The organism is Bacillus cereus group sp. BfR-BA-01347 (assembly GCF_022663835.1).
Taxonomy (GTDB): Bacteria; Bacillota; Bacilli; order Bacillales; family Bacillaceae_G; genus Bacillus_A; species Bacillus_A thuringiensis_K.
On the sequence record NZ_JAKUGG010000021.1, the window covers coordinates 25,651 to 47,858 of the forward strand.

A 22,208-nucleotide genomic window follows, 5' to 3' on the forward strand; every position below is an offset into this window, starting at 1 on the left:
TTTACTTCCCCCATTCGTACCTAAAGCATTATTTATTTGTGACAACTTACTATGGTAATTTGTTATTAGACGGATTCTTTGAATAGATTGTAATACTCCGTATTGTTTTCTACCCATTCAGTGTGATTCTCCATCCACTTAAAAAGAAGGTGTGTAGGAATAAGAACCCCGGCTTCACGACATACTGGAAAATCAGAACGGTTTAATAACTCAGATGCTTTGGTACGTTTAATATGTAATAGTTCCATTAATTCTGTAATAGTTAAAAATGGTGGTAATTCTTTCATTGGCTGAAGATGTTCTGTTGCTCTTTGTACTTCTTCTCGGATAATTTGACGAAATGAATCGATATCAAAGCTAATCATATTTATCACCCCTTCACTCCGACATGTTCCTTTAAGGAACATGTATTTTCAAAAAAAATGGTCCAATTGAAGTTCAAACTTCTCCCTAATTTTTTAGCAATTAGAACTGAGGGTGTTTTAGTCCCATTTTCGATATGTGTGTAATAACTTCTAGACATATTACACTGATTTGCAACCTCTTCATGAGTATAACCTTTTACACATCTATAATCTTTTAGCCATTTCCTCATATCAATACTCCTCTCTATTCCTAATTAATTTCTTAATTTAATTATATGTTCCTTAAAGAAACAAGTCAACAATTAATGTTCCTTTAAAGAACTTAAATAACAAGTTACTATTAGTAACATGAAAATTGGTTTATAATTAGAGTAACTATTTTAACTCGATGGTGGTGATTATTTTGAAGACTTTTGGAGAGCAATTGAAATGTTTACGGGAAGAAAAAAAGAAGAAAGAATCTACTTGGACACAAACATATGTAGCTAATAAGTTAGGCGTTGCCCGTACTACATATACTGCATATGAAAATAATACAAAACAACCGCCTATGGAAACTATCTTAAAAATAGCAGATCTTTTTAACGTTACAACTGATTTTTTACTAGGTAGGGAGTCCATTTCTAATCGAATAGAAACATCTATGTTAAATATAACAACACACGATCCAGAACTAGGACTCTGGTTTAAAGATATTAAAGACGCATCCCCTGAGAAACGTGAAGAATTAAAACGTTTTTGGGAATTTATAATGCAGAATGAAAAGGTTAAACAAAATGAAGATAAATAAAATAAACAATATATAACACAACAATTACACTTGTTGTGTTATATATTGTTCCATCAATAGATTATTTTTACTAAATAAACATGGTGAATATTCCACCTTTGATTAGTAAGACGAAATTTTAGAGATGAAGATATTTGAATAAAATAAGGAAAATTTTTAGTTATCATTGTATAGCAGGATGTGAAATCTTAGATATGTACAACATCTTCTGAATATAAAAAAGCCCTAAAAAGAGCTTTTTATACTACTTAAATTTTCAAAAAAAATTTAAGTAGTATTTAATATTTAAAACCAAAGAAACGATTTTCATCTTTATCCTTCTTTAAATCTGCTATTACTAAACCATTTGCTTTAAAATATTCTAATGCCTCATCAGTTAAATCTTTTCTATTTAGAGTTACTATATATTGTCCCCTTTTAAACTTACTTAAAGTTTCATGTATAAACTTTAGCATTTTATACGCTGCATGATTATCGGTAGCCGAGAAAGAACCATCATGAACTAAAAATTCGATTGGTAATTCATTCCTAACCCTATATATTAACCAAGTTAGATCTATAGCTCTGATTTTCGAGTTATGACGTCCATATGAATCTTCTTCCGGAATAAAACAATCTATCTTTATCCGACCAGGTGAACCCTTCGTACTATTGTCAAATGAAAACGTTAAATATCCTGAATTATCATCATAAGTTTTATTTATAATTTCTGAAAAGATATTATTTAATTGACTTACCTGCTCATTAAATGATTTAAATTTGTTATGTAATTTAACAATCTCTCTAGACCGTTCTAACTTCTCTTCTTGGATTTGCACATTTAATTCATTTATCTTTTCAAGACCTTTAATTCTAACATTTATTTCTGCTAATTCTGTTTGAAGTAAATTTAACCTTCTTTGTATATGAGTAACATCATTTATAAAATTAGTTTCTTTTAAAACACTCGTACACTCAGCCAATCTCTCTTCAATTTCAGTATTTTTCTTAGATAATTTCTGTAATTCTAATTTTGCTGTTTTAATCTGTTCTGTAAAGAAATTTCCTCTATCGTCTTTCATAAGGCGATAAAAATCTTGTATATCTTGGTAATTTTTCCTTATATATCTAGGGAAATATATGTTAATTTGTTTATAGAATTCCTCTAACTCATCCAATTTTTCTAACTCAGTTCCCTTTGTTTCTAAATTCTTTATGTTTTTTTCGTACTGCTTAATATTAAATCTTATTTTGAAAATTTCACTTTGTAATTTACTCTGTTGAATTTTCAACCTTGAGTATTGGTCAGCCTGACTAGAAGTAAATTCCCCTAAGTTAATTTTTGAGATTTGATTTTCTAGTTGTTGCACTTCTTTTAAAATTTCTTGTTTTTTAATCTCTAATTTCCCAGATGATTGATTATACGAAGAAATAAATTTTTTTTCCTTTTCTAATTCTTCAATTGTTTTGGTTATCTTTTGAATCGATTCCTCAAAATTACTAGGTAAGTTAAAAAGTGAAATGTAAGTCTTATACTGTTGTAGTCTATTATAACTAGTATTGACTATTGAGCTAAATCCTTTTTTCTCATCTCTAATTATATAATCTCTTAAAGCAGCAAAGGTTACATTAGATTCATTACTATGATTTAAAATGTCGTTAATACTTTCTCTATAATCTTTGTTTTTCAATCTCATCCAGCGACCGTCTAAATCATAATCAAATTCTTGATTTTGAAGTATATATCCATGCTTCTGATCCGTAAATAATCTAGCTAAATATATATTCGAGTTATTTATTTCTATTTCTAGACAAGTTAATATACTATTCTCTAATAAGACTCTTGGGATGTTTTCTTTTGAAAAATCTCTTCCCAGTAAAAAATGCATATGTTTCACAAACGATGATTTTCCCACCCCATTCGTATCATCATCATCATCACTACGCTTATCTCCTAAAATAACATTTAGGCCATATTTTTTAAATTCATATGTTTTAACTATTGTTTTACTATCCATATTATGGATACTTAGTTTTTTTAGTATCATTCCTAAAACACCTTCTTTATAATATGGTTAGAAATTTCGATTTTATCCATGCTGTATAAAAATATTAAACTAGAAAAAAGAAGATTTTCAATATTGGCACTAAATTCTTTTTTCTGTACCTCATAATATATCATAAATAACTCATCTATATGCATTGGTTTCTCTAAGCATTGAAATAATACCTTAGATGTATAGAGAATATTTTCTTCAACTGTTTTATGTTTAGTCATTAAGAAATAATTCACTCATTCTTCAACTCACTTTTATTATTAGATTATTCTAAAGGGTCATCAAATATATCACATTCATTGATTACCCATGCTACAAAAATTGTTATATAAAACCGAAGTCTATCACTATCTATAGAGGCCACCTTACTCTCATATAAAACTTGTACATTGTCAATTAACTTTTCAAACACATGGTCTCCTTTTTTAAATGTAGCCAAGTCCATTTTACAAAACTCTGCCACAATTAAATCTGTTATTAATTCCTTCTTATCACTTTGAATATAAGTTTCCGTATTAAGTATCTCTGTAATTAAAGGAAACCGAACAACAAAGCGTTTTTCAAATCTCCTTTGCATTGTCCCACTACATTTCATATCTTCGAATTTTTTTCTAATCTTTTTAAACTTAGAATACTTATCTTCTTCCTTAATTTCTATAGGTGTAAATTCTGGTGATTTTTCATGAAATTCTATAATAAAATCTCGAAACTCATTTGCTTCTTTATCATCTATTTCAAAAATACCTCCCTTCACTTCAAAAAGAGACTCAAGTCGTTCTTGCTTAACTTTTTTTTTTAGAGTGACCAAACTATCTAATAAAGTTTCTATGTTAGCCCAATTCTCAATTTTAATTTGTTGAATATATTTACACTTATTTATTACTTCAGATTCTTCCGTTGTAATTAAATAATGAGTATTACCATACCCATTAAGTATTTTATCTATTTTATTAAACAGGTCTTTTACGTATGGATCTGCAAAACTAAAACCGACAAATAGAAATGTATAATCCTGAATTAGACCTTCCATTTTTAATATTGCAGCGCTTTCTTCTGTATATATTCCATCATATTGTTTTCTGAACAATATACATTTATCTGGATCATTTATACAACCATGAAGTTTTAAAATGAATTCATCTTTCTCTTTAATCCCAGAAATATGATATAGATTATCATATGTGAAAATATGACGTATTTCTGAATTATGTTCTAAAAGTCTATCATAATTCGTAGTAATTAATTTTCTGCTTATATTTAATAATTTCTTATGTTTTTCTGAATAAACAGCTTCTTTTATGTGCTTCACTAAACCATCCATTATATGTCTTCTTTGCACTTTCTTTTCAATAACATCTAGCACATCTAGAACTTCCATTGTGCCATTCTTTAAAATAGCTTTAAATGGTAAGTAAGATTCATCACCAGTTTCTGTTACTATGTGTTCTATAATCCCTATAACTAAATTTATCCAATTAGGATTCCCAAGATCTAAAGAAAAACCAGACCCTAAAAATATAATTACTTTTTCATCTTGCAAACTTCTCTTTAAGGTAGGTATTTTTAAAAATTCTTCCTCTGTTATCATTCGATTAAATCTTCCCTTCAAACAAACTATAAAGACTAATTAACTTTATAAATAAACCTTATCTATCTATTCTATTCCGTTCAATAGAATAACTTTAATTGTCTCTATCTGAATTTAACTGATCTATTACACTTTGCAGTCTATCTGTAGCTTCCTCATTTCGTGTAGAAGAATCCACTTCAGTATTTTCATTTGCATTTCCCCCCATATAAAATGCAAATGCTTCTATCAATGAATTCACATTATTATTTAAACGTATATTCTCATTATTTAATGTTTGGATTTCTCTATGGCTAAATCTCTTAACATATAAAAATACTAAAAATCCTGTTGAAATAATACTGATAAATATGAAAACATTATTTAGTATACTATTCCCTTTTTCTTCTTTTACATTAACCAAATCCTGACTATCTTTATCATCTGCATAGCTAACCTTAAATAAAGAATCACCATTTTTCATCCATACTTTTACTTCAAGGTTGGCATTTGCTGATAATCTGTCTAAACTTATTTCTAATGTCTTTCCATCTATTTTTCTTCCTTCTTTAATATTTTCTGTACTCTCCATCCGATGATCATATATTTCTCCATCTGTTTTTAATACTAATTTTAAATTTTTAGATGGATTAGATCCCTCATTTTTTATTTCAACTACCCGAACAAAATCTGGTAGATTTGAACTTCTCTTAATTTCTCCATCACTTTCTTTATTTGGGGGATTAGCATCTATCTTTGTAGAAACCATGCTTAATTTTGGACCAGAAAATTTACCTACAATATCATCTCCAAATATTAAACCTATTACAGAAACAATTACAGAAATAATAGATATAAAAAAACCGATATTTGAACTTCTCTCATCCATTACAGCAATCCCCACTTTACATTATCTAAGTTAATAATATTCGCTTCTTTTGGTATCTCTCGATCTTTAAATCTTGAGGTTTTAATATATTGAAGACTATTATTAATAGCTTCTTCATTTATTAAATCAGTTAATCTATCTTCCATGTTCCCCGAAAAATTATAATCTATATCGTCAAATATCAAACCACTTCCATTATGGCTCTCATCATATCCATGTCTCATCAAAGCTATCATAAAACAGAGACTTCTAGCCTCATTTTCTCCTCTTGAGGAAAGTGATGATGTATGATCAAATAGTTTGAAATTATACATCATATCTTCTTTTATATATTGAGAATGATTTATGTAAGAATCTACTCCAATTCTCTTAAGTAAATCAGAATAATAATCTTCAATTAATGACATTCTCTCTTTTTGATAGAGTTTCTGTTCATTAATAATCTTTAAAACTGCATTTTGTGCTTTATCTAAAAATAACCGTTTTTCCATAAACCCTTTTTCAATTTGCGTGTATTGCTGATTTATAATATCACTCATAATATTTAAGTTTTCTTTATCTAATTCTTCTTTTTTTAGTCCCTCGGATAAAACACCTTGGATGAAACTTCCAATTGATTGCTTTATCATTTCTTCTTTCTCGACGTCTTTTTTTATAACCTCTAAATCATTTTCTAATTGCTTTGTATATCGCTCATCTATTCCTAATATAGTATTTATCAATTCTTTTCTTCTTATATGGGTTCCTATTGATGAGGTAGCTTTCATAGGAGAAAGAAATCCAAAACTCAATATGTTTAATCCTGCGTTTTTTATTTTATTGCCCTTAAAAAAAGGTTCCAACAAAATATTATAATACTCCTTTAGCTCTGTTGAATTTGCTTTTAACTCTATGGTAGAATCTGTTTCAAAAACAATTCTTTTAGAACCATATTCTCTTATTATATTTACCTCCTTATCTCCAAAGTTACATACTAAGGATAAGGAGTATTTACCTTTTAATTCCAAATCTCTTTTTATCCCTAAAATATACTTAATTATTCGAAAGAGGTTGGTTTTTCCTGTTCCGTGTTCTCCAACTATGTAATTTAATCCTTTATTAAAATGTATTGTTTGATTATTAATACTTAACTCTTTTAAAATAACTCGATTCATAAATACACCCCAAAATTCATATGTTTTTTATATGGATAAGACTAATTAGTTACAAACTAAATTAAAATTTATAATTGTTTTTTTACTATATTCCCCCATATTAATCAGTGATTATATATATATATTGAAATGCTCCATCATTTGTTTTTCTTTTATACTTATTTTCATTTCCAAACTCTCTCAATCTACTTTACCATATATTTCATTCATATATTACCGTATCTTTACATTTTATCCTGACAAGAGGTTAATCATAAAATGTTTATTTTAATTTTTATAAATCTTTCTTATTAAAAATCATTAATGCCAATTTCCCCTTCCATCCATCTCTTTTTTATTATATTATAATTATGCAGAACGCTTGTTCTGTATAATTATGAATGGAGTGAAAATATGTTTCAATCGCAACCCTACTATACTACACAACTCGAAGACTATATCCAGCACTTGTACCAATCCTTATCTATAATTGTTCCTGAACAAATTGATATGATGGAGATTGCGAAAAAGCTAAACATTTGGCTGTACTTTGCTCCGTTTGGAAGTCATGCAATGGAAAGAAATCAAATAACTAACTTAGTTATTGATAATCGTATCTCTCAGAAAGAACAATGGGAGGATTTTGGTCATGAGACCTGTCACATCCTATTTCATTCTGGTAATCAATTATTAATGCACCAAATGTTTCTGGATTATCAAGAAGCAAAGGCTAAAAACTTCGCGCAACAATTTTGTGTACCTACTTTTATGTTACGAAAGCTTCCTCCCCTACAGTTAAACGCATATATAATCTCAGAAAAATTCAATGTAACAACACAATTTGCTGAAAAAAGACTTTTACATTATGAAAATCAATTATTAGCAAGTAAATTACAGAATCAAATATCACAATACTGTAATTTTCAAAAATAACGATTCAGGAGGTATTGAATATGAAAGGAAGTTTTCGTAAACGTGGAAATACGTGGTCTTTTACAATAGATATCGGTATAGATCCAGCAACAGGAAAACGCCAGCAAAAAAGTAAAAGTGGATTTAGAACAAAAAAAGAAGCCCAAAATGCTGCTGCAACGATGATTACAGAGATAGAGAAAGGAATATATTTTGATGACAAACAATTAACTGTTTTAGATGTATGGGAAAAGTTAAAGCCTCTTCGTAAAGCTGAATTAAAAATTACATCTTATGAAAAAGACATGAGCTTAGTTAAACTCTATATCCTTCCCCCATTTAGTTATAAAAAAATTAAAAGTATTAAGTCCGTAATGATTCAAAGCTACTATGCTGAACTTAAAGAAAAAGGCCTGTCAAATGGTACAATCAGCAATATCCATCGCTGCTTCAGATGCATATTCAAACATGCAGTAGAATGGGAAATCATACATGATAACATAATGAATAAGGTTAAAAAACCACGTGAAGAGCAAGGTGAGATGAAAACATGGTCTAGCGAAGAATGTAATCGATTCCTCCAGTATTTAAAAGAAAAAATATTAAATACCATATGTTCTTCTTACTTGCAATTTATACAGGTATGAGACGCGGAGAATTACTTGCACTAACGTGGAAAGATATTGACTTTGATAATAAACGTATCCTGGTTAATAAATCGCTTGTAAAAACAGAAAAGGGACTATTTAAAGCTGCTACAAAAACTAAGTCTTCAAATAGAAGCATTAGTATCTCTTCTTTTGTTATAGGGAAGTTACAATCCTACTACTCCTATAAAAAGAAAGAATTTTTCCGCTGGGGTATACACTTGAATGAAGAGGCATTTATTTTCACTGGCAATACGATACATTCGCCCTTACATATAGATGCTCCTCATCGCTTTTTGAATGATCACTATAAAAAAGCTGGTGTTCCTCGAATTCGTATACACGACTTACGACACACTCACGCTACACTAATGCTTCAAGCTGGGGAACACCCTAAAATCGTACAAGATCGCTTAGGGCATTCATCTATTCAAATGACTTTAGACAAGTATAGTCACATCACACAGAACATGCAGCAACAAGCAGCGGAAAACTTTGAGAGCATAATCAAATCTAATGAAAACACCTGATAAAAAATGAAAAGATTTAATGTGAGCAAAATGTGAGCATCGAGGGAAATCACCACTTAGAAACCTTGATATAATAAGGGTTTCCATACTACCTCGTTGAATCTTGGGAGAAGAATGAGCAGTTTTAGTGTTGTTTATTTTTAAAAACATCAAAAATGCCAAATCTCTTATATCACAAAGGATTTGGCATTTTTAAGTATCTAGAACACCTGCTAAATTTAAGGAGAAATTAACAGACATGCATCCGGTATAATGCCGTTTCCACACCCAAGGAGATCGGTTACATAAAATAACGTATCTAACATGGGAAGTCTATTGGCCTTTTCCACTTATAGTAACACTCTCTTCTACTAAGACCTTTTCTTTCTAGGACCTACAATTAATTTAATCGCTGTTCTTTCTTCATTATTAATAGAAATCTCTTGAAATGCTGGAACAAAAGCTAAGTCAATACCACTTGGAGCGACGAACCCTCTTGCAATCGCAATGGCTTTAATCGCTTGATTTATAGCTCCAGCCCCAATCGCTTGAATTTCCACATTACCACTTGTTCTTAGTACACCCGCTATTGCACCCGCGACTGAATTTGGGCTTGATTTTGAAGATACCTTTAATATATTTTCCATGTAAGTTGCTCCCTCTATTATTTAATCTCTCTTTCGTTACAATTTTAAATATTTTAGCGTATCTTTAATTACTATTCACACCAAAAACAAACGATGCTTCATATGTACATTATTCTATATTTTCTGACTTCTTCCTGCCCAGCTACGCAAATAAAAAAATAAACTGAATAACCTAATATACATACAGTTAAATGTCATAACTTCACCAAATGATAACATCCATACAGCTAAAGATAATATTGCTGTTTTGTCAGACTAAATAAATATAGTAAATTGAAATTTTAATGAGTGGGGGTTTAATTCATCCCCCACCTAACTTCTTTGCTTTCGCTGAATTTTGAGATGGGAGTCTTACTGCTCGGAAAATAGCGGGATAAACGTTTCCTCGTTACTTCAATCTATTTAGAAATTCCATTTATTTTTCTATCAAATTATGAACCTCATCATCTTCAAAAGGTGTTACAGGTAATACCCAAATACTACATTTCATCATTTGACTACTTTATATTCCACATCTATCTCCTTTTATAGTACAAGCATACACGCCAATTGTGATTCATCTTCATAAACTACTATGTTGTTTAAATTTATTAAGAATAGGAGGTAATATATTGGGTTCATACTATCATTCTTCAAACTCGTATAAAAAATGCTCATGCAAATCTTCTTCCAATTCAAATAAAAAATGTTCATGTGACCATCTACATAAACGCAGCTGTCCTGCATACGGAACTTTTTGGCAAACTGAATTTATAACTGTTCCTTTTGGCGATCCTTTTCCATTTAATCACGTTGGACCTTTAGCAGGAGGCGTTTCCTTACTAAATCCTACTACTATACACTTTAGACAATTTGGTGATTATAGAGTTTCGTTCATTTCCAGTATTAATACTACTTTAAATCCTGTATTTCCACATATCCCAGTCATAACTATATTTTTAAATAACAATCCACTTGCTAATAGTCAAGGTGACTTCGCTATTCAAATGAATACTTCATCAAATAACGAATGTCTTCAACTCGTTGGCGAAACGATTGTTACAGTGCCTGCTAATTCAACTCTTCAACTTAGAAATAATAGTGGTTTTAATCGTCAAAGTATTGTAACTTGTGACAATGGTATAAATTCAGTTGAATTAACAGTTACAAAACTAAGTTAAAATTATTTCTTCACATTCAGATGCTATTTCAGCATCTTTTTTATTGAATAACAGTTTTTTTCAACTTTTATTATCTCTCCCCACATAAAAAAGTGCAGAATTCTTTCTAACACAAGATTTCTGCACTTTTTTATTATGCTTATTTATTCTTCCTTATTTCTCTACATAAACCGACTTAACAATCGTACGATTATATGGTTTTCCTTCTTTATTCATCCCTTTTATATCCATCGTAACGTTATATACTCCCGGTTGTTTTATATCTTTCAAAGCACCTGAAAATGTATTCGTATGAACATTTTGTAATTCATTAAATTCAGAGACTAACTTACCTTCTTTATTAACGACTCTTACTGTTATGGAAAGATCCCCTTTCATTTCAGGTGCTACAGGTGATTTTTTGAGTTTATACTCAAGTTTATTTACTTTAACTTTTGTAGGCATTCGAAGAACAAATGGTGCGTCATCCTTGTAATCGCTTACAACTAAATATGCATCTTTCGACTGCTTCGCCATCATTTTGATTTTCCATTCGCCTACTTCCAATTTATCAAACTTAAATGTTCTAATTGTCGCCCCATTAAAGAAAGATTCGCCTTCACCAGTAGTTATAGCGCTATCTTTATTTGCATAGATTTTTCCTTTTGGAGATACCATTTGTACTTCTACATCAGAAGAAGCAGTTAGTACAGAAACTATTCCTTCAGCCTTTTTATCAACAGAAATACTTTGCTCTATCCACTGATTTTGTGGTAATTCGCCTCCTAAAATATTTTGATTTGAAGTTGTATTTAATTGTTCTAGATTTTCATTTGAACTATTGCTGGGTGCTACTAAAGCTGGTAATCCCACATTTGTCGTACGTAAATATGGTTCAATTCGTGCAAAAACAGCTGATCCTTTTCTTATATTGTCATGATCAAATCTGGAATCTGTAAATAAATGTGTACCGTACGATAGCTTCGCACTCCATTCATTTACTAGTCCGTCATTTGAACCGTACGATGATAAATATAACCCGCCCATAGATAATGCAGAAAATGTTGGTCCCCAGCTAGTTCCAGTAGCCGTATAGTAACGGTTTAATTTAGCTGCTGGGTTGTTATCTATTATTGAACGAAACTTTGCCATTTCACCTATTTGTAACGAATACGTACCATCATCTTTTTGACCTAATATAGAAGCAAGCCACCCTGCCCACCAACTATATGACAAATCTGCTAAATTTGAGCCGTGATGCGGTGTAGCAAGTGTAATAACATTTCCAACAAATCGATTCGCATCATATTCAACTAATGCGGCTTGTGTATCAATACCACCTTTACTATGCGCTACAATATTAACTTTTTTACCGAAATGATTATATATCTCTTCAAGTTTTTGTGCTAACAATTTTCCATTATCCCACTGACTAGCCGAACCTTTCCCCGCTGCATCATACAATTGTATAAACACTGTTTGATAGCCTGCTTTTAAAGCATAATCATACATATCATTTATATCATGATATACTGTCTTTCCATACCAACTATCAGCATTACCATTTCTTCCTTGTACAAAGAGAATTGGCGGTTTATTCTCATCATAATTAGCTGGTTTTTGGCCTAAAAACCATTCTCCAGGTGTGAATACTTCTGTATCAGGAAACCCCTTTCCAAGCTCTTTTACAACTTCTGCCTGTACATTTGTGCTAATCGTTGGAGCCATGATAAAAAATACAATTAGTAAGGCCACACATCTTCTCATCAGTCGCATATTACTCCCCCTATTTTTTTGAAAGAAGGTGTTCTTTATAATATTTTATATTTTCCCTTCCTTAATAATAGCTAATCTTTTATTTTAAAAAGATGTTAGCCCTATTTTTAGAAGGTTACTAGTTGTATACCCTCTTCCTTAACTCTCGTTATTCTCTTTGTTTCTACCTCTTCCTTTTGATAGAATACGACAAAAAAGTTTCTCAATAATTGTTAACTTCGCTACACTCAGATATTTTTTAAATCATTATTGTTTATATAAAGCATACAAATCTTGAAAAAATTTTAGTGAAAAAATATTTTATTACTAGTTAGTTATTGAAAAATATAATAAAGATATGTACTTTCTTTTCATTAAATACAAACTAATTTTAAAGGAGCTTATATTATATGACTTTCCTACGATTAAAAATTAAACTGAAATTTCCGAATAGAAAATCATATTTCCAGAAACATATATTATGATAATTTCCGTGCACTTGAATTAACTTTTTAGAAGTACTAACCTATCGGTGAGCAGAAGAAAATTCTGTTAAAAGAAAGGAGAATACTTTATGATGACCAATTTACAAAAGGAGTTTTTTAAACGCTTAAAAATTCCTGCAAAAGAAATAACATTTGATGATTTAGATGAAATTCTGTTAAAAATGGGAATGATTCTCCCCTATGAAAATCTTGATATTATGGCTGGTACTATTAAAAATATCTCAAAAGATAACTTAATAGAAAAGTTACTTATTCAAAAACGAGGTGGACTGTGTTATGAATTAAACTCCTTATTGTATTATTTTTTAATTGATTGTGGGTTTCAAGTATACAAAGTAGCCGGTACTGTTTATGATCTGTACGGTAATAAATGGAAACCCGATGATGGTCATGTCATTATCATATTAAGTCATGAGGATAAAGATTATGTTGTGGATGCAGGTTTTGCATCTCATCTCCCTTTACATCCAGTCCCTTTTAACGGAGAAGTCATCTCCTCTCAAACAGGAGAATATCGAATTCGTAAGCAAAATACTCGAAAAGGTACGCATATTTTAGAAATGAGAAAAGGAGCTAACGGGGAATCTACAAGTTTCTTACAATCTGAACCTTCAAACGAATGGAAAATAGGCTATGCTTTCACTGTAGATCCAATAGATGAGAAAAAAGTGAATAACATTCAAAAAGTGATTGTAGAGCATAAAGAATCTCCTTTTAATAAAGGAGCTATCACTTGTAAATTAACTACTTATGGTCACATATCATTAACAAATAAAAATTATACAGAAACCTTTAAAGGCACCAAAAATAAACGACCAATAGGATCTAAAGATTATGCTCGCATTCTTCGTGACTCTTTTGGAATAACGCAAGAGAAATATGTAGGAAAAACACTAGAAAGAGGCTAGTTGACTACAAGTATTTCATAATAAAGCAGATTCTATATTTAGAATCTGCTTTATTTTATATTTTGTTATAAATTAATTTAATTTTGTTGTTACCCTTTAATTTTCAATTATATACTCATCATCATATTTATCGTATTGTAGCCCTTCCCCTATCTTTGACTCCGTAACTTGATCTCTTAAAAACGGTGCAGCATCCATTTTGCTAGTTGCAATTTCAATTCCATATTTTTTCGTTAAATGAGCTAACTCTATTAAAAACCACTCTCTTCGCAATGTAACTGGAATATCCAATGTTTTTCTTTTCATATATAATAGCACCTCTTTTATTTTCATAGCTTAAAAACATCACTGGATGCACTTATTAAAACTACCTTTCACCGCTAACATCCAATGAAACATTATAGTATATGCATGTCCATTTCAAACGTGCTATCACAAATATGATATTTAAGTTTACATAATTATATTATGTAATAATAGAAAAGGAAGGCATGTCCCTTCCCCTTCTACTATAGAGATTTAAATTAAGAACATCTTGGTACACCTAAAGCTAAGAATAAACCTGCTACTCCCGCAGTAATCGGTACTTTTAACGTAATAACATCGTCTACCTTCGTTACTAAAAAGTAAGCATTACCTTCTTGTAATATACAAGTTACCAACAATTGAAATTCCATTCAAATCTCCTCCTTTCAATCGATATACTATAATTTATGAAATCTCTTTCAAAAAGTAATAGGAAATACATCTATTTTTCCTTATATACAAAATAAATGTTTATAAGTTTAGGAAAAATATTAATTTTCTAAATTTATATAAAACGTGTAATATCCAATAAGTTCCTATATAATCAATAAGAAAAATCTTACAAATGGAGGTATGAAAATGGCGATTTTGAGTAATATTGGTGCTGCTTTATTTTTTATTGCTTTTATTCTTTTAATTTTATGTATCATTTCATTCTTTAAGAAAAATGGAAAAGCAAAACAATATGGTCGTCCTGCCGTTATTCTTTTTATGATTTCGATTGTATCAATAATAACTAGTGCTGAAACTTCTAATAACCCAATTGTTGAATTCTTTTCTATTTTAAGTTTTGTTTTATTTATTTTCTTCCTTGTGCTAGCAATCTTATCTGTTATTAAGAAAACAGGTGTAGCGAAAAAACAATTTATTATTACAGCCGTATTATTTGTCATTTTTGTTGCGTTATTAGGTATTTCAGCTCCTTCTTCTGAAAAAACGACAGCAACTAGTACAAAAGTTGCCTCTAACAATGAAGAGCAAAAAGATAGCGAACAGAAAAAAGAGCTAGAAAAGAAAGCGGCGGACGAAAAAACTCAAAAGCAAGAAGATGAGAAGCGTCAAGCCGAGGAACAAGCTCGTAAGCAAGAAGATGAAAAACGTCAAGCCGAGGAACAAGCTCGCAAGCAAGAGGATGAAAAACGTCTAGCTGATGAACAAGCTCGTAAACAACAAGAAGAGCAAAAACGTCTAGCTGATGAACAGGCTCGTAAACAACAAGAAGAACAAAAACGTCAGGCTGATGAACAAGCTCGTAAGCAACAAGAAGAACAAAAACATCAGGCTGATGAACAAGCTCGTAAACAACAAGAAGAACAAAAACGCCTAGCTGACGAACAAAATCGGAAGCAACAAGAAGAGCAAAAAGCACAGCAAGCTCAAACACAACCAGCTAATGGTAATACTGATAGTGCATACTACAAAAATTGTGCTGCAGTTAGAGCAGCTGGGAAAGCTCCTTTACATAAAGGGCAACCAGGTTATAGCTCTCATCTTGATCGTGATGGCGATGGAATTGCATGTGAAAAATAATAATAAAAAAGAAGCTTTTACTAAGCTTCTTTTTTATTAACGTAAAATATTACCACTTATTACTTTCCCCCCTTATTTTAATAACATTCTTATTATTATTCTCAAAAATGACACAGAATAAGTGATTTCAATCACTACATAGATTTTAATTTATCGCTATTCTTAATTCAGATATTACATTTAAACTTTATGGAGGCATTCATATGGAACATACATTTACTGAAACTTCTATTGTCGGTGAGATTGTTACACAATTCCCGAAAGCTAGTGATCTTTTTAAATCATATAGAATAGATTTTTGTTGTGGTGGCAATAAACCACTTATTGATGCAATTCATGAAAGAAATTTATCAGCTACTGAAGTGCTTACAGAGTTAAATACGCTTTATAATAATATGAAACGATTAAATGAATCTGAAATTGATTGGAAAAATGCTTCTTATCGCGAATTGATTGATTATGTTATAAATAAGCATCATCGCTATTTAAATGAAGAGTTGCCACAATTAAGTCCGTATGTGACAAAAGTAGTACGTGTTCATGGGGCAAGTCAGCCTCATTTAGCTCAAATTCATAAGCTATTTCATGAACTAAAGATGGAACTAGAACAACATTTAATTAAAGAAGAAACAGAAAATTTTCCATTAATTTTAGAATTTGAACAAAATCCAACTGAAGAAAACTATGTGAAGTTACGTAAAGTAGTAGATGAGTTGGAAAATGAACATAACCACGCAGGCAACATTATTAAAGAGCTTCGTAAAGTTACAAATGACTTTACTCCTCCAGAAGGAGCTTGCGGCACTTATCGACTTGTTTACCAACGCCTTGAAGCACTAGAGTCTGATTTATTTGAGCATATTCATTTAGAAAATAACATTTTATTTCCACGTGCAATTACGAGAGTATAAATCAAGTGCAGGACATGAGTATACATACTTATGTCCTGTTTTTTCATTTGGTAAAGAATATACACATCCCTCTCGAATAAATCCGAATTTTAACAATTTGTGAATCATTATAAAAATGTGATAAATATCACATCTCCCTCTTTTTAAATTTTCTATAATAGAAATATAATCCTTTGTTCAATACTTCACATAAAAAGGGGAAACGAAAATGAAAAAACGTTTAGTTATGATCGGAAATGGTATGGCTGGCATACGTTGTATGGAAGAAATATTAAAACATGATAGTGATTCATATGAGATTACTATTTTTGGAGATGAACCACATCCAAACTACAATCGCATTATGCTCTCTCATGTTTTACAAGGCAAAACAAATATGCAAGATATCATTATGAATGAATATAGTTGGTATGAGGAAAATGAAATAACTTTGTATACAGATGAAAGGGTTCAAAGTATTAACCGAGAAGAAAAAATAATTATCACAGAAAAAAATCGTACTCTTACATATGACAAACTAATTATCGCAACAGGTTCTAGTGCTTTTATTTTGCCTGTAGAAGGTTCCACTCTCTCTGGTGTAACAGGATTTCGAACAATTGAAGATACACAATTTATGATAGACACCGCTAAAGAAAAGAAAAAGGCCGTTGTTATTGGTGGTGGGTTACTTGGTCTAGAAGCGGCAAGAGGTCTTATTGACTTAGGAATGGACGTACATGTTGTTCATTTAATGCCAAGCTTAATGGAGCAGCAACTAGATACGAAAGCTGCTTCTCTTCTGCGCGAAGATTTAGAAGTCCAAGGCATGAAGTTTTTAATGGAAAAGAAAACTGTAAAAATTCTTGGTACAGACCATGTTGAGGGCATTCAATTTGAAGATGGTGAAGTTGTAGATTGCGATTTAATCGTAATGGCTGTCGGAATACGCCCAAATACGCAAATAGCAAAAGATGCTGGTTTAATTGTAAATCGCGGTATTGTAGTCAATGACTATATGCTAACAAATGACGAATCCATTTATGCAGTTGGAGAATGTGCAGAACATAACGGTATCGCATATGGACTTGTTGCTCCTCTTTATGAACAAGGTGCGATATTAGCAAAACATATAACGAATTTACAAACTGATGGATATACGGGCAGTATCGTCGGTACGCAATTAAAAGTTGCAGGTTGTGATTTATTCTCTGCTGGCCAAATTTATGAAGATGACCAAACGAAAGCAATATCCATCTTTGATGAATGTAAACGTTCCTATAAAAAAGTATTAATTCGTGACAATAAAGTCGTCGGTATCGTTTTATATGGTGACACAGCTGACGGTACACGCCTCTTTAGCATGTTAAAGAAAGAAGAAGATATACAAGAATATACAGCCGCTTCCATTCTTCACAAAGCTGGTGAAGAAAGTGAACTTAACGTTGCTACTATGAGTGCTGATGACACGATTTGCGGATGTAATGGTGTTACGAAAGGCACAATCGTTCACGCCATTTTAGAACAAGAGTTAAAGACTTTTGAAGAAGTTAAAGGCTGTACGAAAGCCGCAGGGTCTTGTGGTAAATGTCGTCCGCTTGTAGAACAAGTTTTATCTCATACACTTGGAGATGCTTTTGATGCTTCTGTGCAGTCTACCGGTATGTGCGGATGTACACCTTTATCACGTGATAAAGTCGTAGCGGCCATTCATGAGAAAGGTTTAAAATCTCCAAAAGAAGTACGAAACGTTCTTGGTTTTGTACATGAAGAAGGCTGTTCAAAATGTCGTCCTGCTTTAAACTACTATTTACGTATGGCGATTCCAGAAGAATATGAAGATGATAAATCATCCCGTTTCGTGAATGAAAGAATGAATGGTAACATCCAGCACGATGGTACATTCTCTGTTATTCCACGCATGTACGGAGGTGTTACAACAGCTGATGATTTAATGAAAATTGCTGAAGTTGCGAAAAAGTACGATGTTCCACTTGTGAAAATTACAGGTGCGAGCCGAATTGGCTTATACGGTATTAAGAAACAAGATTTACCTAACGTATGGGCTGAATTAAATATGACTTCTGGATATGCGTATTCAAAATCTCTTCGTAATGTAAAATCATGTGTTGGCTCTCGTTTCTGCCGTTTCGGTACGAAAGATTCATTAGGACTTGGTATGTTGCTTGAACAATCATTAGAAATGGTAGATACACCTCATAAAATGAAGATGGGTGTAACGGGCTGTCCGCGTAACTGTGCGGAAGTACTGACGAAAGATTTTGGCGTTGTTTGTGTCGAAAATGGATACCAACTTTATATTGGCGGAAATGGTGGTACGGAAGTACGCGAAGCTGATTTTGTAATGATTGTCCCTACTGAAGATGATGTCCTTCGCATCGCTACAGCTTACATGCAATATTATCGTGAAACTGGTATTTACGGAGAGCGTACTGCCTACTGGACAGAGCGTTTAGGCTTCGATCACATAAAAGAAATACTGCAAGATGCAAATATGGTCACTACACTAAATGAACGCTTCCAAACAGCTCGTGGCACATATAAAGAAGCTTGGGGACAAGCAATAGAAACGAAGTCGTTAAAAGCGATGTATGAAGTAGAAACTGTGAAATAAGGAGCTGTGATTTATATGATACAAACGAAAGATAAAATAAAAATTATGCGTGCAGAAGACCTTCCTATTCAAATCGGTAAAGAGGTGCAAATGAAAGGTATATCTATCGCCCTATTCCGCCTTTCAAATGGCGATGTTCGAGCTGTAGAAAATCGTTGTCCTCATAAAAACGGACCGTTAGCAGAAGGAATTGTGTCTGGCGAATTCGTCTTTTGTCCACTACATGATTGGAAAATTTCATTACTAACAGGTGAAGTTCAAAAACCTGATGACGGTTGTATTCAAACGTATGAAGTAGAAGTTATTGACGGGGATATTTATATATACATGTAATTTACGAAAGGAAGCCTCCCCCTGGCTTCCTTTTACATAAAAATAGATGAGGTGCGATTATGAACGGATATGTATATTTAGTTGGTGCAGGACCAGGTGATGAAGGGCTTATTACAAAGAAAGCGATAGATTGTTTAAATCGTGCAGATATCGTTTTATATGACCGTTTATTAAACCCTTTCTTTCTTAGTTATACAAAAGAAACATGTGAACTTATTTATTGCGGAAAAATGCCAAAGAATCATACTATGCGACAAGAAATGATTAACGCCCACCTCCTTCAATTTGCGAAAGAAGGAAAAATCGTAGTCCGCTTAAAGGGCGGAGATCCATCTATTTTTGGCCGTGTTGGTGAAGAAGCAGAAACTTTAGCATCTGCGAACATTCCATATGAAATTGTACCAGGCATTACATCTAGCATCGCCGCTAGTAGCTATGCTGGCATCCCCCTCACCCACCGCAACTATAGTAATAGCGTCACTTTATTAACTGGGCATGCGAAAGGTCCTTTAACCGATCATGGAAAATATAATTCATCCCACAATAGCGACACAATCGCCTACTACATGGGTATAAAAAACTTACCTACAATTTGCGAAAATTTACTACAAGCAGGCAAAAAGGAAGATACACCAATAGCAGTCATCGAATGGGGTACGACAGGGAAACAGCGCGTTGTCACAGGAACACTTTCAACTATTGTTCCTATCGTCAAAAACGAGAATATTTCTAATCCTTCTATGACAATTGTTGGTGATGTCGTTTCCTTACGTAATCAAATCTCTTGGAAAGAACGCAAGCCATTGCACAGCAAGAAAGTTTTATTTGCATCTGCAACAAATAAAAAAAGCGCAATAAAGCAAATGTTACAAGAGTCCGGTGCAGAAATATATCAAATTCCAACTTTCAAAAAGAAAGAATACACATTAACCTCTGAACAAATCAATAAGATTTTTAACGTTGATCGTCTTGTATTTTGTTCCGCTGACAGTGTAGACATCTTAATGCAATCATGCAGTAAATATTATAAAGATATTCGTTCCTTACAGGCAGAACTTCAGTATATGAACCTTTCTATTCAAGAAAAGCTCATGCAATATGGATTGTTCAGTAAACCTGCGCAATTTTCTTCGAATTCAACGATTTATTTAGGACGAAACATTAACCGAATTGCTGTTATTCAAGAAAAAATTGGTGCTGGTTCCTATATGATGACTCATGAGTACACAATTGATCATCGCTTCGATGAAATTCATTCACGTATTCTTTCTGAATTCTCATGGGATAGCATTGTATTTGAAGGTCGTGCTTCTATTGATACGTTTCTAGCAGAAATAAAACGCCTTGGCTTTATCAATATTCTTACTCTCCCATTCTCGTATACCGACGTTCCAACTTTACACTATGCAAATAAAGTTGGGTTTCATAACGTAGATCATCAATTACAAGAAACTCTTATGAAGAAAGACATGGTGAGACAATGAAAGGAATTGTATATGTTGGACATGGGAGCCGGCTACAAGAAGGTAATGAACAATTCATTCAATTTATTCAATCTGTTATGAAAGAGCGAAACGAAAGAATTCAAAAAATAGCTTTTCTAGAACTAACGACACCTACTATTTCGGATGCAGTTACAGAAACGATAATAGAGGGAGTAACTGAAATAATGATTGTACCTGTTTTATTATTTGCAGCAGCTCACTATAAACGTGATATTCCTTTTGAAATAGAGCAACTACAAAAGAAATATCCACAAATAACATTTTCAGTTGTACCTCCTTTTAGTACACATCCACATATGGTGGAACTTGTAGTAAAAAGAATACGTGAAACGATGCCAATGCAAGGTAGTAGTGTTTTACTCGTAGGGAGAGGTAGTAGTGATCCACAGCCGATACATGAGTTACAACAAATCGGAGCAGCTGTCGAACGAAAACTCGGTATGCCAGTATCCTGTTCCTTTTTAACGAAAGGAACTCCCTCTTTTGCTGCTGAGCTCAAGGCTATAACATCGACTGCGTCCCATGTATATGTCATGCCGTATCTTCTCTTTACCGGATTATTACTTCAAAAAATTAAGTTGCATACGAAAAAATATAATCATGTTACGACTTGTAACTGTCTTCAGTTTGATACATATATGAAACTAACATTGTTAGAACGAATGGAGGAATGCATATATGTATAACATGTACCCTCTTATGTTTAATCTACAAAATAAAGTGGTCATTATCATTGGTGGAGGTAAAATTGCATATCGAAAAGCGTCTGGATTAAAAGATACAGGCGCTTTTGTCACCGTTATCAGCCCAGAAATTTGCGAGGAAATGAAGGGACTTTCTTATATTACTTGGAAGCAAAAAGCTTTTAGTAATGATGATATTAAAGATGCTCACCTTATTTATGCAGCTACAAATCAACACGCTGTAAATATGATGGTCAAACAGGCCGCTCATGATTTCCAGTGGGTTAACGTTGTAAGTGATGGTACAGAATCATCTTTTCACACACCTGGCGTTATAAGAAATAATGAATATGTTGTCACTATTTCAACTTCAGGTAAGGACCCATCGTTTACGAAGCGTATGAAACAGGAATTAACTTCTGTCCTTGCTAAACTTATAAAAAGACTTTCTCGTACTCATAAAATGTAATCTATCACTTAGCTAAAATAGTAATTAGCTTTGAACAAACGTTTTTTAGGATCA

21 protein-coding genes and 1 pseudogene are annotated in these 22,208 nt (G+C 32.1%); 12 read left to right on the forward strand and 10 right to left on the reverse strand.

Annotated features, from left to right (window positions below):
• Positions 1–65: 65 nt before the first annotated feature.
• Both MR143_RS24760 and MR143_RS24765 read right to left on the reverse strand, forming a co-directional pair.
• Positions 66–365 carry a helix-turn-helix domain-containing protein gene (locus tag MR143_RS24760; protein ID WP_242281056.1) on the reverse strand — a complete coding sequence of 100 codons (300 nt, stop codon included), beginning with the start codon at positions 363–365 and terminating at the stop codon, positions 66–68.
• 5 nt (positions 366–370) lie between these two features.
• Entirely contained in the window at positions 371–595 is a 225-nt protein-coding gene (locus MR143_RS24765; RefSeq protein ID WP_242281057.1) for a helix-turn-helix transcriptional regulator, read from the reverse strand.
• A 173-nt stretch (positions 596–768) separates the two neighbouring features.
• Here MR143_RS24765 and MR143_RS24770 point away from each other — a divergent pair, with 173 nt between their 5' ends.
• Positions 769–1,155 carry a helix-turn-helix domain-containing protein gene (locus MR143_RS24770; RefSeq protein WP_242281058.1) on the forward strand — a complete coding sequence of 129 codons (387 nt, stop codon included), beginning with the start codon at positions 769–771 and terminating at the stop codon, positions 1,153–1,155.
• Between the two features lie 278 nt (positions 1,156–1,433).
• Here the strand turns inward: MR143_RS24770 and MR143_RS24775 are convergent, their stop codons facing one another.
• From MR143_RS24775 to MR143_RS24790, 4 genes are all read right to left on the reverse strand, one after another.
• Entirely contained in the window at positions 1,434–3,182 is a 1,749-nt protein-coding gene (locus MR143_RS24775) for a DUF2326 domain-containing protein (protein ID WP_242281059.1), read from the reverse strand.
• Between the two features lie 274 nt (positions 3,183–3,456).
• Positions 3,457–4,779 carry an SIR2 family protein gene (locus tag MR143_RS24780; protein WP_242281060.1) on the reverse strand — a complete coding sequence of 441 codons (1,323 nt, stop codon included), beginning with the start codon at positions 4,777–4,779 and terminating at the stop codon, positions 3,457–3,459.
• 94 nt (positions 4,780–4,873) lie between these two features.
• Positions 4,874–5,647 carry a hypothetical protein gene (locus MR143_RS24785; protein WP_242281061.1) on the reverse strand — a complete coding sequence of 258 codons (774 nt, stop codon included), beginning with the start codon at positions 5,645–5,647 and terminating at the stop codon, positions 4,874–4,876.
• Entirely contained in the window at positions 5,647–6,801 is a 1,155-nt protein-coding gene (locus MR143_RS24790) for an AAA family ATPase (RefSeq protein ID WP_242281062.1), read from the reverse strand. Before MR143_RS24790 ends, MR143_RS24785 begins: the two co-directional genes overlap by 1 nt.
• A gap of 393 nt (positions 6,802–7,194) precedes the next feature.
• Between MR143_RS24790 and MR143_RS24795 the strand changes: the two genes are divergently transcribed.
• Together MR143_RS24795 and MR143_RS24800 are read left to right on the forward strand one after the other, a co-directional pair.
• Entirely contained in the window at positions 7,195–7,713 is a 519-nt protein-coding gene (locus MR143_RS24795) for an ImmA/IrrE family metallo-endopeptidase (protein ID WP_088063176.1), read from the forward strand.
• 20 nt (positions 7,714–7,733) lie between these two features.
• Positions 7,734–8,869: pseudogene (locus MR143_RS24800) on the forward strand (site-specific integrase).
• A 350-nt stretch (positions 8,870–9,219) separates the two neighbouring features.
• Here the strand turns inward: MR143_RS24800 and MR143_RS24805 are convergent.
• Positions 9,220–9,495, reverse strand: coding sequence for a stage V sporulation protein S (locus tag MR143_RS24805; protein WP_000427801.1), 276 nt, complete (start codon positions 9,493–9,495; stop codon positions 9,220–9,222).
• 611 nt (positions 9,496–10,106) lie between these two features.
• Here MR143_RS24805 and MR143_RS24810 point away from each other — a divergent pair.
• Positions 10,107–10,655, forward strand: coding sequence for a preprotein translocase (locus tag MR143_RS24810; RefSeq protein ID WP_199717885.1), 549 nt, complete (start codon positions 10,107–10,109; stop codon positions 10,653–10,655).
• 153 nt (positions 10,656–10,808) lie between these two features.
• Here the strand turns inward: MR143_RS24810 and MR143_RS24815 are convergent, their stop codons facing one another.
• Positions 10,809–12,410, reverse strand: coding sequence for an esterase/lipase family protein (locus MR143_RS24815; protein ID WP_001238694.1), 1,602 nt, complete (start codon positions 12,408–12,410; stop codon positions 10,809–10,811).
• Between the two features lie 553 nt (positions 12,411–12,963).
• On the opposite strand from MR143_RS24815, the gene MR143_RS24820 reads away from it, so the two are divergent.
• A complete protein-coding gene (locus tag MR143_RS24820) occupies positions 12,964–13,803 on the forward strand; it encodes an arylamine N-acetyltransferase family protein (RefSeq protein WP_151521997.1) in 840 nt (279 codons plus the stop codon).
• A 96-nt stretch (positions 13,804–13,899) separates the two neighbouring features.
• On the opposite strand, the gene MR143_RS24825 is transcribed toward MR143_RS24820, so the two are convergent.
• On the reverse strand, positions 13,900–14,109 hold the full coding sequence (locus tag MR143_RS24825; RefSeq protein WP_000824206.1) for a hypothetical protein: 210 nt from the start codon (positions 14,107–14,109) through the stop codon (positions 13,900–13,902).
• A 218-nt stretch (positions 14,110–14,327) separates the two neighbouring features.
• On the reverse strand, positions 14,328–14,480 hold the full coding sequence (gene exsG / locus MR143_RS24830) for an exosporium protein ExsG (protein ID WP_000395679.1): 153 nt from the start codon (positions 14,478–14,480) through the stop codon (positions 14,328–14,330).
• 208 nt (positions 14,481–14,688) lie between these two features.
• On the opposite strand from exsG, the gene MR143_RS24835 reads away from it, so the two are divergent.
• From MR143_RS24835 to MR143_RS24865, 7 genes are all read left to right on the forward strand, one after another.
• The gene (locus MR143_RS24835; RefSeq protein WP_199717886.1) at positions 14,689–15,639 is read left to right on the forward strand and encodes an excalibur calcium-binding domain-containing protein; all 951 of its coding nucleotides are present in this window, start codon (positions 14,689–14,691) and stop codon (positions 15,637–15,639) included.
• Positions 15,640–15,842: 203 nt separating this feature from the next.
• Positions 15,843–16,550, forward strand: a complete 708-nt coding sequence (gene ric, locus MR143_RS24840; RefSeq protein ID WP_199717887.1) for an iron-sulfur cluster repair di-iron protein — start codon at positions 15,843–15,845, stop codon at positions 16,548–16,550.
• A 208-nt stretch (positions 16,551–16,758) separates the two neighbouring features.
• Positions 16,759–19,164, forward strand: coding sequence for an NADPH-nitrite reductase large subunit (gene nirB / locus MR143_RS24845; RefSeq protein ID WP_199717888.1), 2,406 nt, complete (start codon positions 16,759–16,761; stop codon positions 19,162–19,164).
• Between the two features lie 15 nt (positions 19,165–19,179).
• On the forward strand, positions 19,180–19,497 hold the full coding sequence (gene nirD / locus MR143_RS24850; RefSeq protein WP_000616667.1) for a nitrite reductase small subunit NirD: 318 nt from the start codon (positions 19,180–19,182) through the stop codon (positions 19,495–19,497).
• Positions 19,498–19,556: 59 nt separating this feature from the next.
• Entirely contained in the window at positions 19,557–20,981 is a 1,425-nt protein-coding gene (locus MR143_RS24855) for a uroporphyrin-III C-methyltransferase (RefSeq protein WP_199717889.1), read from the forward strand.
• Positions 20,978–21,688, forward strand: coding sequence for a sirohydrochlorin chelatase (locus MR143_RS24860; RefSeq protein ID WP_242281063.1), 711 nt, complete (start codon positions 20,978–20,980; stop codon positions 21,686–21,688). Before MR143_RS24855 ends, MR143_RS24860 begins: the two co-directional genes overlap by 4 nt.
• Positions 21,681–22,154 carry a precorrin-2 dehydrogenase gene (locus tag MR143_RS24865; RefSeq protein WP_000282585.1) on the forward strand — a complete coding sequence of 158 codons (474 nt, stop codon included), beginning with the start codon at positions 21,681–21,683 and terminating at the stop codon, positions 22,152–22,154. The genes MR143_RS24860 and MR143_RS24865 overlap by 8 nt, the downstream gene beginning before the upstream one ends.
• Positions 22,155–22,208: the final 54 nt, after the last annotated feature.